Raw genomic sequence first — 12,072 nt, 5'->3', positions numbered from 1 at the left:
CCAAGAAGGCAAGGAGACGATCGATGAAGCTCTACAGTTATTTCCGCAGCTCGGCGTCCTATCGCGTGCGCATCGCGCTCAATCTGAAGGGCCTGCCGTACGAATACGCCGCCGTGCATCTGCTGCGCGGCGGCGGCGAGCAGCTCGCCCCCGACTATCGGCGCGTGTGCCCCGACGGCATCGTGCCGTCGCTCGTCGATGGCGACGCGGTGCTGCAGCAGTCGCTCGCGATCATCGAGTACCTCGAGGAGACGCATCCCAATCCGCCGCTGCTGCCGAGCACGCCGGTCGATCGCGCGTACGTTCGCGCGATCGCGCTGCAAATCGCCTGCGAAATCCATCCGCTGAACAACCTGCGCGTGCTCAAGTACCTGAAGCACCAGCTCAGTGTCGCGGACGAAGCGAAGGACGCTTGGTACCAGCACTGGGTGAAGAACGGCTTCGGCGTGCTCGAGTCGACGCTTGCCGGCGATCCACGCACGGGCAAGTTCGTCTACGGCGATACGCCGACGATGGCCGATCTCGCGCTCGTGCCGCAGGTGTTCAACGCGCAGCGATTCAACGTCGACATGCAGCCGTATCCGACGATTCAACGGATCTACGACGAGGCGATGCGGCACGATGCGTTCGTGCGCGCGGCACCCGCGGCGCAGCCCGACGCGGAGTAGTGCGCACGGGAGGCTACGATGGCCGCCGGAAATGAAAAAGCGCGCGTGCCGCCAACGAGCGGGACGCGCGCTTTTGCCCTCGAGGCTTAGCCGAGCAGGGCGTCGGCGAATTCTTCGGCGTCGAACGGCTGCAGATCCTCGACTTTCTCGCCGACCCCGATGAAATAGACGGGTACCGGGCGCTGGCGCGCGATCGCTGCCAAGATGCCGCCCTTGGCCGTGCCGTCGAGCTTCGTGACGATGAGGCCCGTCAGCGACAGCGCGTCGTCGAACGCTTTCACCTGCGCGAGGGCGTTTTGACCGGTATTGGCATCGATGACGAGCAGCACTTCGTGCGGCGCGCCGTCGTAGGCCTTGCCGATCACGCGCTTGACCTTGCGCAGTTCTTCCATCAAATGCAGCTGGGTGGGTAGACGGCCGGCCGTATCGGCCATGACGACGTCGATCTTGCGCGCGCGCGCGGCGCTGACGGCATCGAAGATGACGGCGGCCGGATCGCCGCTTTCTTGAGAGACGACCGTCACGTTGTTGCGCTCGCCCCAAATCGCGAGCTGCTCGCGTGCAGCGGCGCGGAACGTGTCGCCGGCAGCCAGCAGAACCGATTGCTCGAAGCGCTGCAGGTGCTTGGCGAGCTTGCCGATGCTCGTCGTCTTGCCGGCGCCGTTCACGCCCGCGATCATCATGACGAGCGGCTGCGCACGGCCCAGCATGAGCGATTTTTCAAGCGGCTGGAGGAGTTCGACGATCAGCGTGCGCAGCGCGGTCTTCACCTGTTGGGGATCGGTGAGCCGCTGCGTGCGGACTTTCTCGCGCAATGCGCCGAGCAGGAAGTCAGTGGCCTCGACGCCCGCGTCCGACATCAGCAGCGCCGTTTCGAGTTCTTCGTAGAGATCCTCGTCGATCTTCGTGCGCACGAAGATGCCCGTGAGGCCCGCGCTCGTTTTGGACAGGCCCGAGCGCAGCCGGGCCATCCAAGATTGCTTTTGCGCGGGCTCGGGGGCTGGCGGCGGGACGATCTCCTCGGTTTCGAACTCGTCGGCGAGCGCAGGCGCAGTGGCGACGGCCGATGGCGCGGCGCCCGGCTGCGCGGCGGCTGGAGCGGCAGGCGGCGGTGCGGTGAAGGGCGCGCTGGATGCCGCCGGTGTGCTCGATACGGTCGAGGGAGCGGAAGCACTCGGCACGTTCGGCGAGCTTTGTGCTCGCTGCGCGGCTGCGGGCGCGGGAGACGCTTCGGGCTCGGCCTGAGTTGGCTCTTGCGCGTCCGGCGTTTCCTGCGGCGTGTCGGACGTCTTCCCGCCCTTGAATCGTTTGAAAAAGCTGAACATGGTGTGCCGTGATGGGTGCCGCGGCGAGGCGCCGGCGGCGGCAATGGATGGCGCATGGCCGCGCATGCGCCGCGGCGGACCGACGATGCGGCGATACGCTCAATGAGCGCATTATTTTACCAGGCGCGCCGAGTGCGGCGGGGTTGCCTTGCTTCCCGGCCGCGCCTCCCAGGCGGGGTGGCGGCTGTGGTAACGTTGGCGCTCATGTCCGCATGGGTTTTGCCCTCGGGTCCCGTTGCCTTTTACTCGCTACCCCTTTTACCCTGCATGCCCCGTTCCTCCACCGCCTCCCGCACGCCCAGCGCGGCGCCCGCCCGCGGCAAGCAGCCGCACACCGTCCGCATCATCGGCGGTGATTGGAAGCGCACGCCGTTGCAAGTGCTCGATCTCGAAGGTTTGCGTCCGACGCCCGATCGCGTGCGCGAGACGCTGTTCAATTGGCTGGGCCAGCGGCTCGACGGCTTGCGCTGTCTCGATCTGTTCGCCGGCACGGGTGCGCTTGGATTCGAGGCGGCTTCGCGCGGCGCCGCTCGCGTGCTGATGGTCGAGCGCAACGCGAAGGCGGCGCGCCAGCTGCGCGAGATTCGCGAGCGCTTGTCGGCGCAGGCCGTGGAGGTCGTCGAGGCTGATGGAATGAGGCTTGCGGCCGGGTTGCCGCCGTGCTCGTTCGACGTCGTTTTTCTCGATCCGCCGTTCGGCGAGCCGCTCGTGCTGGCTCGCGCGCTCGAATCGGCCGCGCCGCTCGTCGCCGAAGGCGGCTATCTGTATGTCGAGGCGGGGGCGTCGCTGGAGCTCGCCGAGATCGACGCTCTGGCAGGCTGGCAGATCGCGCGACAAGGCAAGGCGGGCGCCGTACACTACCATTTGCTGCAGCGCGAAAATGATGAATAATGCGCCTTTCGAACAGCAATAGACGCCGGCCACGGTAAGCCGCGTCAAGGCCGGCGGCGGTCGAACGCATGCCCGCGCCCCACAATGACAGGAGATCGCCGATGGTAGTCGCCGTGTACCCGGGTACGTTCGATCCGCTTACGCGCGGTCATGAAGACCTCGTTCGGCGCGCGTCGAGCATCTTCGATACGCTGATCGTCGGCGTCGCGGACAGCCGTAGCAAGAAACCGTTTTTCACCCTGCAAGAACGGCTGGACATCGCGCAGGAAGTGCTCGGCCACTATCCGAACGTTCAGGTGATGAGCTTCAAGGGGCTGCTGAAGGATTTCGTGCGGACCAACAGCGCTCGCGTGATCGTCCGGGGGCTGCGAGCCGTGTCCGATTTCGAGTACGAATTCCAGATGGCGGGCATGAACCGCTATCTGCTGCCCGACGTCGAGACCATGTTCATGACGCCCTCGGATCAATACCAGTTCATCTCGGGCACGATCGTGCGCGAGATCGCGCAGCTCGGCGGCGACGTCAGCAAATTCGTGTTCCCCTCGGTCGAGAAATGGCTGACGGACAAGGTTGCCGAAATGACGCAAGGGTCGCAGCCGCGGCCTTGAGCGCCGGAAAGCCCCTAGCGTCCGAACGTCTGGCCGACGCGAGCGCAAGCCGGGCGTAAAATATCGAGCTTGCAGCAGGCGTTTCGCCTACCGCGAACCGTTCGATATCGTTTTTCCGGTGAAAGCATGGCTTTATTCATTACCGACGAGTGCATCAACTGCGACGTATGCGAGCCCGAGTGCCCGAACGACGCGATTTCGATGGGGCCCGAGATCTATGTGATCGACCCCTCGAAGTGCACGGAATGCGTCGGCCACTTCGACGAACCGCAGTGCCGGCAGGTCTGCCCCGTCGAATGTATCCCCAACGACCCGCAACACCTCGAGACGCCCGAAGGGCTGCTCGCGAAATACCACGCGCTCCAAGCGGCCAAGGCCAACGAGCACAAGGCATAAGGGGCGATTCAGCCGCCGCTGTGCAGTTGCATCATCGCGCGCTCGGGCACGCCCTGAATAACGTGCGGCATGACGACGAGCGCACGCTCGATCGCCGCATCGATCACATCTTGTTCGTCTCTGCGCGGCGGCTTCAGCACGAAGTTCGCCACGTCGGGTTTCGCACCCGCGCGCGCGCCTTCGGGAATCAAATCGCGCGGATGGCCGATGCCGATCCGCAGCCGCCAGTACTGCTGCGAGGATAGGTGCGCCGAGATGTCCTTGAGCCCGTTGTGTCCGCCGCTGCCGCCGCCGAGCTTGAGCTTGACGGCGCCGGGCGGCAGGTCGAGTTCGTCGTGCGCGACGAGAATTTCATCGGGCAGGATCTTGAAGAACTGAGCCACGGCGACGACGGATTGCCCGGAGCGGTTCATGTACGTCTGCGGTTCGAGCAGATGGACCTCTTCCCCGTGCAAGCGCGCCCTCGCATAGAAGCCGTGGAAGCGCCGTTCGTCGCGAAGCTGGGTGCCCGCGTCGCGCGCGAGCTGATCGACGAGCCAAAAGCCGGCATTGTGCCGAGTGGCCGTATATTCCGCGCCCGGGTTACCGAGCCCGACGATGAGCTTGATCATTGCTGTGTTGCCGGAGAACCGGTCCGAGAACGAGAGACGAAAATATGCGAAAAAAAACCCGCCGGGCAAGCCGCGGCGGGTCACGTCGTCCGTTTCAAAGAAACGGATCGAGAGGATAGGCGCGAGAAACGCCTTAGGCGGCGGGCGTTTCGCCTTCCGCGGCGCCTTCCGCAGCGGCGTCAGCCGCGGCACCAGCCGGCACCGCTGCTGCGGCCACGACCGGGTTTTCGCTTTCGATGTGCGCCACGAGCGACACGCCCTTCGGCAGCGTGATGTCCTTCGCGTGCAGCGATTGGCCGGCTTCGACCTTCGCCAGGTCGAGCTCGACGAATTCGGGCAGATCGGCCGGCAGGCACTCGATTTCCACTTCCGTGATGACGTGCGAGATGATCGCGCCGCCGAGCTTCACGGCCGGGTTCGTTTCCTGGTTCATGAAGTGCACGGGCACCTTCGTGTGCAGCTTCTTGTTCGCGTCGACGCGTTGGAAGTCGACGTGCAGCACGAGCTGGCGGAACGGGTGGTATTGCACGTCACGCAGCAGAACGCGTTGCGACTTGCCGGCCACTTCGAGGTCGAGAATCGACGAGTGGAAGGCTTCCTTCTTCAGCGCATGCCACAGCGCGTTGTGATCGAGTTCGATCAGTTGGGGTTCAGCGGCTGCGCCATAGATAATCCCCGGCGTCTTGCCGGAGTTACGCAGGCGGCGGCTCGCACCCGTACCTTGCAGGTTACGCTCGAAGGCGACGACTTTCATGTTCTATCTCCAATTGCTGCCCGCGACCAGGCAGTGAAACGGAGCCCTCCGCACACTGCGGCGAATGCCGCGGGGCAGGTCCGGCTCCAGACGAAAACGGCGCGTTTCGGTGACCGAACCGCGCCCAGTTGCCGAAGCCGCCCCGGATGCGGCGGCCTCGAGCTAATACGTGATGCTTTGCTTCAGCTATCGGCGAACAGCGACATCACCGAATCGCCGCGGCGGATACGAGAGAACGTTTCGGCGAGCAGGCCCGCGCACGTGAGGGTTCGGATCTTCGCGCACCCGCGCGCTTCTTCGCTCAGCGGGATCGTATCGGTAACGACGAGTTCGTCGAGCGACGAATTCGTGATGCGCTCGGCGGCGCCGCCGGACAGCACCGGATGCGTTGCATAGGCCATGACTTGCTTCGCGCCGCGCTCCTTGAGCACTTGCGCGGCCTTGCACAGCGTGCCCGCCGTATCGACCATGTCATCCATGATCACGCAGGTGCGGCCTTCGACTTCACCGATGATGTTCATCACTTCGGCGACGTTCGCCTTGGGACGGCGCTTGTCGATGATGGCCAGGTCGCAGTTTAGTTGCTTGGCGAGCGCACGCGCACGCACGACACCGCCGACGTCAGGCGAGACCACGAGCAGATTCTCGTAGCTGCGCTTGCGCAGATCGCCGAGCAGCACGGGCGTCGCATAGATGTTGTCGACCGGGATATCGAAGAAGCCTTGAATCTGGTCGGCGTGCAGATCCATCGTGATCATCCGCTCGACGCCGGCGATTTCCAGCATGTTGGCGATGACCTTCGCCGAGATCGCGACGCGCGCCGAACGCGGGCGGCGATCTTGACGGGCATAGCCGAAGTAGGGGATGGCCGCGGTGATCCGACCGGCCGACGCGCGCTTGAGCGCATCGACCATGATCATCAGCTCCATCAGGTTGTCGTTCGTCGGCGCGCAAGTCGATTGAAGGACGAAGACGTCCTTGCCGCGCACGTTTTCCTGAATCTCGACCTGGATCTCGCCGTCCGAAAACCGGCTGACCATGGCTTTACCGAGAGGAATACCGAGGATTTTGACGACTTCCTGAGCAAGCGCGGGATTTGCGTTGCCAGTAAAAACCATCAGGCCGTCATGGCTGCTCATCGTGCACCTGCTGCTGGAGAGGCGGGAACTGCGGGAATATTTGGCAGGGGAGGAAGGACTCGAACCCTCGCATGCCGGAATCAAAATCCGGTGCCTTGACCAACTTGGCGACTCCCCTACACTGACTCTGCGCTTCGCCGGGCCTGCGAGACAGCCCCGACGACGCTAAACCTATGACGCGAAAGCGAAGAGTGGATGCGTATCCAAACTCGATGCCACGGCGCTGACCCAACCTGCAGGCAGCTTAGCTTGCGCCGCTTCCGCTTCGGCGATGCTCCGGAACGCGGCAAAAACACTCGAGCCCGATCCGGTCATCCGTGCCGGTGCGATGGATTCAAACCATTCAAGCACCTGCGCGACTTCCACGTATTTTCCCACGACAACGGGCTGCATGTCATTCCGGCCGTAGCTTTCAGGCCATCTTGCGCTGCAGCTTTGCTGTGCAAGAAAGTCCGTAATTGTGACGGCTTCCGAATCTCTTGTCAACGACTTATCGGAAAAAATCGCGACCGTCGGAACGTGCACCCTTGGTGTGACCACCAGGAACCAACGCGGCGGCAATTGTACCGCCTCGAGCGCCTCTCCGACACCCTGCGCGAACGCATTTTTCCCGAAGACGAAGAACGGCACGTCCGCGCCCAGCTGCAACGCGAGTGCTTGCAGCACGTCGCGGGCCAGGTTCAGCTTCCAGAGTCGATTGAGCGCGAGCAGCGTCGTGGCGGCGTCGGAGCTGCCGCCGCCGAGGCCCGCACCCATCGGCAGGCGCTTGTCGATCTCGATGTCCACGCCGAACGCCGTGCCCGTATGCGCCTTGAGCAGCATGGCCGCGCGCACGACGAGGTCGCTCGCTTCGGGCACGCCGGGCACATCGGTCTTGCGGCTAACGAGCCCATCGCCGCGCAGCGTGAAATGCAGGACATCGCCCTGATCGATGAGCTGGAACACCGTCTGCAGCGCGTGATAGCCGTCGGGCCGGCGGCCCGTGATGTGCAGAAACAAATTCAGCTTGGCGGGAGCCGCGCAGTCGCGCAGCGAGTCGGGCGTTTCGATCATGTGAAAAGCGGTGTGAGGCGATGAAGTGGCTTGCCGTGCGCGCTCAACGGTCCAGGACGAGCTTGATGGCGAGCGGAGGCGCCGCGCGCGTCAGATCGAGGCGCTTGACGCCCGTGGCGGGCGCATCGGCATAAGCGAGGTACTCGATCGTCCAGCCTTCCTGATCGATCTCCTTCAGGCGCGAGCTTTGCTGCGGATCCGTGATCGTCTTCGCGTGCGACGTGGGGGCCGGCGAGGATTCCAGCCAATACCGGAGCCCCTCGATCGGCAGCGAGAAGCCGAGCGTGCGCCGCATCAGTTCGGTTACGTTGTCGGCCGTCACGGGCTGCTTGTTCGGCACCTCGAGCGTGGCGGACGCGGGCGACGACGTGATGATCGCGAGCGTCTGCCCGAACGGATTCAGAAGCTGCAGCGTGACCGTATCGCCTTGCTGCTGCCAGTCGAAATTTCCGTAGGCGTTGCGCGTCTGTCCGTTTTGGTCGACGTAGCGAACCGAGAAGCGGCCGTGGTAGGCGTGCATCGTCTGCGTCGACAACTCAGGCGTGGCGTTCGACGTCGAAGGGCCGCGCGTCGGCGTGACCGCGCAGCCGGCGAGCGCGACGGCGAAGGCGGCGGCAAAGGGCAGCGCCGCGCGTCGTGCGGGAGCGAGGGTTAGGAGAGACGAAACCTGCATCAGAGATCGTTGACGTTGACTTGAAAGCGTTCGAGCGTTTTGACGAGCGTGCTGTTGTCGGGCTCGAGCTTGTGCGCGCGGCGCCAAGCATCAAGCGCTTGCTTCTGGTCGCCGCTCTTCCACAGCACCTCGCCGAGGTGCGCGCCGATTTCGGCGTTCGGCTGGATATCGTAGGCGCGCCGCAGCAGCTTGGCGGCATCGGTCGTGTCGCCCTGGCGATACTTGACCCAGCCGAGGCTGTCCATGATGAAGGCGTCGTTAGGCGCGAGCGCCGATGCCTTCTCGATCAGCTTGCCGGCTTCGTCCAGGCGCTGGTTGCGATCGGCGAGCGAATAGCCGAGCGCGTTGTAGGCCTGCGGGTTGTCGGGCTGCTCTTGCATGAGCTTGCGCAGCACGCTTTCCATCAGGTCGTAGTGGCCGTTCTTCTCGGCCGCCATCGCGTAGTCGTATTGAATCTCGGGGTCGTCCGGAAACGCGGCATCCGCCTTTTGCAGGCGCGATTCGGCCTCGTGGTAGCGCTTCGCGTCGAACAGGAGGGCCGCGTCCGTGCGCGCGATCGCCGCCTGCTCGTGCGGGTCGTCCGTCTGGATGCCGGCGAGCATCTTGCGCGCGTCGTCGGTCTTGCCGTTCTTGGCCATCAGCTGCGCGCGCGTGACGCGTGCGGTGACGTACTGCTGACTCGACGCCGGCACCTTGTCGAGCCACTTCGCGGCTTCATCCTCGTGCTGTTGCTCGAGCGCGAGCTGCGCAAGGTAGAGATAGGCCTGGCCCGGGTCGGCGCCCGGCGTCTTTTCCGTCAAATCGGCGTATTGCGTCAGATACTTCTGCGCCGCGTCGTACTGCTTCTGCTGAACCTTGATGAGACCGAGCGCGAGCAGCGGCATCGGATCTTTCGCGTCCATCGCGCGCAATGCCTCGAACTGCTTTTGCGCATCGTCGAGCTGGTTGCCCGTCAAGTACAGCTGCGCCAGCGCGAGCCGCGCATCGCGAGCCTTCGGGTTTTGCTGCACGTACGACTCGAACGACGCGATGGCTTCCTTGCGCTCGTCGGGGCCCATTTGACCGAGCGCGAGCGCGGCCGGCAGAAAATCGGGCTTCAACTTCAAGGCCTGCTCGAACGACGCGCGCGCGCCGGGGCGGTCGTCCGCGAGCAACTGCTGCCGGCCGAGCGCGAGCTGCGCCTCGGGGCGGTCCGTATCGTTTTTCAGCAAGTCCTGAAGCACTTGCAGGCCACCGACGCGGTTCGGGCCGCGCGAAATCAGCGTCTGCAGCGCGATCAAAGCGCCGCCGCGGTTCTCGGGCGACACTTTAGCGAGTTCGCTCGCGAGCATGGGCTCCGCCTGGTCGGGCTTGCCCGACAAGACGAGCAGCGACGCGTCGAGCTGCAAGGCTCGCTCGGAGTCGGGCGAGTACTGGCGCCATAGCTGCGCGGCGGCCAATGCATCGGAGGGACTTTGCGCGGTGAGCGCGATCTCGGCCGCCCGCTGCGCCATGCGAGGATCGTGCGTATCGCGGGCGAGCGCGAGGTAGGTCTGGTAAGCGGGCGCGGGCTGGTCGCGCTGCAAGGCGATTTCTGCGGCCAGGACCTGAAACACGATTTGACTCGTCAGGGGGACGTCCGGGAGGTCCTTCGTCTCGTCCGGCAGCGAGGGCCCGAACAGGTCCGTCGCTGCCGGGGTGTTATCGTCCGACGGCCCCGGATCCTGAGCATGCGCAGGCAGCGCGGCCAACGTCCAAGCGCACAGAACCGCGCCGACGATGCGGCCCGCCGGCGCCGTGCGCCATGCGGGGCGAGCGCCGACCGGGCGCGTGAAAAGCTGCTTGAGGGACAAAATCATGGAGATCCGTTCGAGGTTTCGGTCGATTGTAACGCGCTCGCTACAATACGCGCAGAATTGGACCATGTCGGTCCACGCAAGTTACACACCAAGTTACACATCCATTCCCGCCCCATGCCCGAGCTGCCGGAAGTTGAAGTTACCCGGCGCGGCATCGAGCCGTACGTCACCGGCCGCCGCGTCGAGCGGGTGGACGTACGCACGCTCGCGCTGCGCTGGCCCGTGCCCGCCGATCTCGCGCGCACCCTCGCGCTGCAAGCCGTGCGAAAGGTCGAGCGGCGCGGCAAATATCTGCTGTTCGAAATCGACGCGGGCTGGTTCATCGTCCATCTCGGGATGACCGGCACGCTGCGCGTGCTGCGGCACGAGCAGGCGAGCGAACCGGCCAAGCACGATCACATCGACTGGATTTTCGACGAATTCGTGCTGCGCTACCGCGATCCGCGGCGTTTCGGCGCCGTGCTTTGGCATGCGCGCGCCGACGGCGACGTGAACACGCATCCGCTGCTCGCGAGCCACGGCGTCGAGCCGTTCAGCGATGAGTTTAGCGGCGCGCTGATCTTTCGGCGTACGCGCGGACGCACGGCGTCGATCAAGCAAGTGCTGCTGGCGGGGGAGATCGTCGTCGGCGTCGGCAACATCTATGCGTCCGAGAGCCTGTTTCGCGCCGGCATCCGCCCCACCACGCCGGCGGGCCGCGTCTCGCTGGCGCGCTGCGAGCGTCTGGCCGATGCGGTGCGCGTGACGCTGGCCGCCGCGATCGAGCGCGGCGGCAGCACGCTGCGGGACTTCGTCGGCAGCGACGGGGCAAGCGGGTATTTCCAGCTCGAGTGCTTCGTCTATGATCGCGCCGGCGAGCCGTGCCGCGTCTGCGGTTTGCCGATTCGCCAAATCGTTCAAGGGCAACGCTCCACTTATTACTGCGCGCACTGCCAGCGCTGACTTCACTTCGTTCATGTCCGCCTCTCCAATCCTTGCGGGGCAACCCGCCGCGCCGCTGCAAGCGGCTTTCGCCACGCGGCTGATCGTGTGGCAGCGCAGTCATGGGCGTCACGATTTGCCCTGGCAGAACACGCGCGATCCGTATCGGATCTGGCTGTCCGAGATCATGCTCCAGCAAACGCAGGTTTCGACCGTCATTCCCTATTACGGAAAATTTCTCGCCCGCTTTCCCGACGTCGCGGCGCTGGCCGCGGCGCCGATCGACGAGGTCATGGCGCTCTGGGCCGGGCTCGGCTATTACTCGCGCGCGCGCAATTTGCATCGGTGCGCGCAGGCCGTGGTGGAACGGCACGGCGGCGCATTTCCCGATTCGCCCGAGCAACTGGCCGAATTGCCCGGCATCGGCCGTTCGACCGCCGCGGCGATTGCCTCGTTCGCGTTCGGCGCCCGTGCCGCGATTCTCGACGGCAACGTCAAGCGCGTGCTCGCGCGCGTGTTCGGCGTCGAAGGCTTTCCGGGCGAAAAGCGTGTCGAAAACGCGATGTGGTCGCTAGCCGAAAGCGTGATGCCGGGCGAGCAGGCGTCCGGCGACGATGTGAGTGCCTACACTCAGGGGCTGATGGACCTCGGCGCGACGTTGTGCGTGCGCGGCAAGCCCGACTGCGGGCGCTGCCCGTTTACGTCCGACTGCGTTGCGCACGCGACCGGGCGTCAGCGCGAGCTGCCGGCGGCCCGCCCGAAGAAGACGGTACCGACGCGCCGTACATGGATGCTGGTGCTGTGCGACGGCGACGGCGTGCTGCTCGAGCGGCGGCCGCCGTCGGGCATCTGGGGCGGTTTGTGGAGCTTGCCCGAGGCGGCCGACGAAGCGGCGATCGCCGAACTAGCCTACGCATTGGGGGCGGTGCGGGACACGCGGGGGCTACATCGCCTGGCGCCGATCACGCATTCGTTCACGCATTTCAAGCTCGACATCGAGCCGCGCTGCGCCGACTTCAACGCCGCACCCGGAGCGGGCGGTCTGGAGGCGCGCGACAACGAGACCGCGTGGGTGCCGCTCGCGCAAATCGACGATTACGGCGTGCCGGCACCGGTGCGCAAGCTGCTCGACGCGCTCAAAGGCTCGCTCATCTGAGCGTTTGCGAGAGGTTGCGAGAGGTTGCGATACGCCCGG

General features: G+C 65.2%; 13 protein-coding genes and 1 tRNA gene. 6 read left to right on the top strand and 8 right to left on the bottom strand.

The annotated features are described in order from the left end of the window. The first annotated feature begins 23 nt into the window (after nucleotides 1–23). Nucleotides 24–668, top strand: a complete 645-nt coding sequence (gene maiA, locus DWV00_RS05755) for a maleylacetoacetate isomerase (protein ID WP_115532579.1) — start codon at nucleotides 24–26, stop codon at nucleotides 666–668. A gap of 86 nt (nucleotides 669–754) precedes the next feature. Here maiA and ftsY read toward each other — a convergent pair whose 3' ends face one another. Continuing rightward, complete coding sequence (ftsY, locus tag DWV00_RS05750) at nucleotides 755–1,993, bottom strand: signal recognition particle-docking protein FtsY (RefSeq protein ID WP_115532835.1); 1,239 nt, start codon at nucleotides 1,991–1,993, stop codon at nucleotides 755–757. A 267-nt stretch (nucleotides 1,994–2,260) separates the two neighbouring features. On the opposite strand from ftsY, the gene rsmD reads away from it, so the two are divergent. From rsmD to DWV00_RS05735, 3 genes are all read left to right on the top strand, one after another. Next, nucleotides 2,261–2,884: a 16S rRNA (guanine(966)-N(2))-methyltransferase RsmD gene (gene rsmD / locus DWV00_RS05745; protein WP_115532578.1), complete on the top strand. Its 624-nt coding sequence runs from the start codon at nucleotides 2,261–2,263 to the stop codon at nucleotides 2,882–2,884. A 101-nt stretch (nucleotides 2,885–2,985) separates the two neighbouring features. Further along, nucleotides 2,986–3,492 carry a pantetheine-phosphate adenylyltransferase gene (coaD, locus tag DWV00_RS05740; protein WP_115532577.1) on the top strand — a complete coding sequence of 169 codons (507 nt, stop codon included), beginning with the start codon at nucleotides 2,986–2,988 and terminating at the stop codon, nucleotides 3,490–3,492. Between the two features lie 126 nt (nucleotides 3,493–3,618). Then, on the top strand, nucleotides 3,619–3,888 hold the full coding sequence (locus tag DWV00_RS05735; protein WP_115532576.1) for a YfhL family 4Fe-4S dicluster ferredoxin: 270 nt from the start codon (nucleotides 3,619–3,621) through the stop codon (nucleotides 3,886–3,888). Between the two features lie 8 nt (nucleotides 3,889–3,896). Here the strand turns inward: DWV00_RS05735 and pth are convergent, their stop codons facing one another. From pth to DWV00_RS05700, 7 genes are all read right to left on the bottom strand, one after another. Further along, nucleotides 3,897–4,499 carry an aminoacyl-tRNA hydrolase gene (gene pth, locus DWV00_RS05730; RefSeq protein WP_115532834.1) on the bottom strand — a complete coding sequence of 201 codons (603 nt, stop codon included), beginning with the start codon at nucleotides 4,497–4,499 and terminating at the stop codon, nucleotides 3,897–3,899. 133 nt (nucleotides 4,500–4,632) lie between these two features. Beyond that, on the bottom strand, nucleotides 4,633–5,253 hold the full coding sequence (locus DWV00_RS05725) for a 50S ribosomal protein L25/general stress protein Ctc (protein WP_115532575.1): 621 nt from the start codon (nucleotides 5,251–5,253) through the stop codon (nucleotides 4,633–4,635). 182 nt (nucleotides 5,254–5,435) lie between these two features. Further along, nucleotides 5,436–6,392, bottom strand: a complete 957-nt coding sequence (locus DWV00_RS05720; protein ID WP_115532574.1) for a ribose-phosphate pyrophosphokinase — start codon at nucleotides 6,390–6,392, stop codon at nucleotides 5,436–5,438. A 41-nt stretch (nucleotides 6,393–6,433) separates the two neighbouring features. Beyond that, nucleotides 6,434–6,510, bottom strand: a tRNA-Gln gene (locus DWV00_RS05715). Nucleotides 6,511–6,563: 53 nt separating this feature from the next. Beyond that, nucleotides 6,564–7,445, bottom strand: a complete 882-nt coding sequence (gene ispE / locus DWV00_RS05710; RefSeq protein ID WP_115532573.1) for a 4-(cytidine 5'-diphospho)-2-C-methyl-D-erythritol kinase — start codon at nucleotides 7,443–7,445, stop codon at nucleotides 6,564–6,566. Nucleotides 7,446–7,488: 43 nt separating this feature from the next. Then, the gene (gene lolB / locus DWV00_RS05705; protein WP_115532572.1) at nucleotides 7,489–8,118 is read right to left on the bottom strand and encodes a lipoprotein insertase outer membrane protein LolB; all 630 of its coding nucleotides are present in this window, start codon (nucleotides 8,116–8,118) and stop codon (nucleotides 7,489–7,491) included. Next, a complete protein-coding gene (locus DWV00_RS05700) occupies nucleotides 8,118–9,956 on the bottom strand; it encodes a tetratricopeptide repeat protein (RefSeq protein ID WP_115532571.1) in 1,839 nt (612 codons plus the stop codon). Before DWV00_RS05700 ends, lolB begins: the two co-directional genes overlap by 1 nt. 114 nt (nucleotides 9,957–10,070) lie before the next feature. Here DWV00_RS05700 and mutM point away from each other — a divergent pair, with 114 nt between their 5' ends. Both mutM and mutY read left to right on the top strand, forming a co-directional pair. Next, a complete protein-coding gene (mutM, locus tag DWV00_RS05695) occupies nucleotides 10,071–10,898 on the top strand; it encodes a bifunctional DNA-formamidopyrimidine glycosylase/DNA-(apurinic or apyrimidinic site) lyase (RefSeq protein ID WP_115532570.1) in 828 nt (275 codons plus the stop codon). A gap of 13 nt (nucleotides 10,899–10,911) precedes the next feature. After that, nucleotides 10,912–12,033 carry an A/G-specific adenine glycosylase gene (mutY, locus tag DWV00_RS05690; RefSeq protein WP_115532569.1) on the top strand — a complete coding sequence of 374 codons (1,122 nt, stop codon included), beginning with the start codon at nucleotides 10,912–10,914 and terminating at the stop codon, nucleotides 12,031–12,033. Nucleotides 12,034–12,072 lie beyond the last annotated feature (39 nt).

It is taken from the genome of Trinickia dinghuensis, assembly GCF_003367175.1.
Lineage (GTDB): Bacteria > Pseudomonadota > Gammaproteobacteria > Burkholderiales > Burkholderiaceae > Trinickia > Trinickia dinghuensis.
The sequence above is the reverse complement of the archived record's forward strand: the minus strand, read 5'-3'. Positions and strand labels throughout refer to the sequence as shown.

Coding starts and splice junctions, on each gene's coding strand:
- maiA (WP_115532579.1), top strand. CDS start 24: ATGAAGCTCTACAGTTATTTCCGCAGCTCGGCGTCCTATCGCGTGCGC.
- ftsY (WP_115532835.1), bottom strand. CDS start 1,993: ATGTTCAGCTTTTTCAAACGATTCAAGGGCGGGAAGACGTCCGACACG.
- rsmD (WP_115532578.1), top strand. CDS start 2,261: ATGCCCCGTTCCTCCACCGCCTCCCGCACGCCCAGCGCGGCGCCCGCC.
- coaD (WP_115532577.1), top strand. CDS start 2,986: ATGGTAGTCGCCGTGTACCCGGGTACGTTCGATCCGCTTACGCGCGGT.
- DWV00_RS05735 (WP_115532576.1), top strand. CDS start 3,619: ATGGCTTTATTCATTACCGACGAGTGCATCAACTGCGACGTATGCGAG.
- pth (WP_115532834.1), bottom strand. CDS start 4,499: ATGATCAAGCTCATCGTCGGGCTCGGTAACCCGGGCGCGGAATATACG.
- DWV00_RS05725 (WP_115532575.1), bottom strand. CDS start 5,253: ATGAAAGTCGTCGCCTTCGAGCGTAACCTGCAAGGTACGGGTGCGAGC.
- DWV00_RS05720 (WP_115532574.1), bottom strand. CDS start 6,392: ATGAGCAGCCATGACGGCCTGATGGTTTTTACTGGCAACGCAAATCCC.
- ispE (WP_115532573.1), bottom strand. CDS start 7,445: ATGATCGAAACGCCCGACTCGCTGCGCGACTGCGCGGCTCCCGCCAAG.
- lolB (WP_115532572.1), bottom strand. CDS start 8,118: ATGCAGGTTTCGTCTCTCCTAACCCTCGCTCCCGCACGACGCGCGGCG.
- DWV00_RS05700 (WP_115532571.1), bottom strand. CDS start 9,956: ATGATTTTGTCCCTCAAGCAGCTTTTCACGCGCCCGGTCGGCGCTCGC.
- mutM (WP_115532570.1), top strand. CDS start 10,071: ATGCCCGAGCTGCCGGAAGTTGAAGTTACCCGGCGCGGCATCGAGCCG.
- mutY (WP_115532569.1), top strand. CDS start 10,912: ATGTCCGCCTCTCCAATCCTTGCGGGGCAACCCGCCGCGCCGCTGCAA.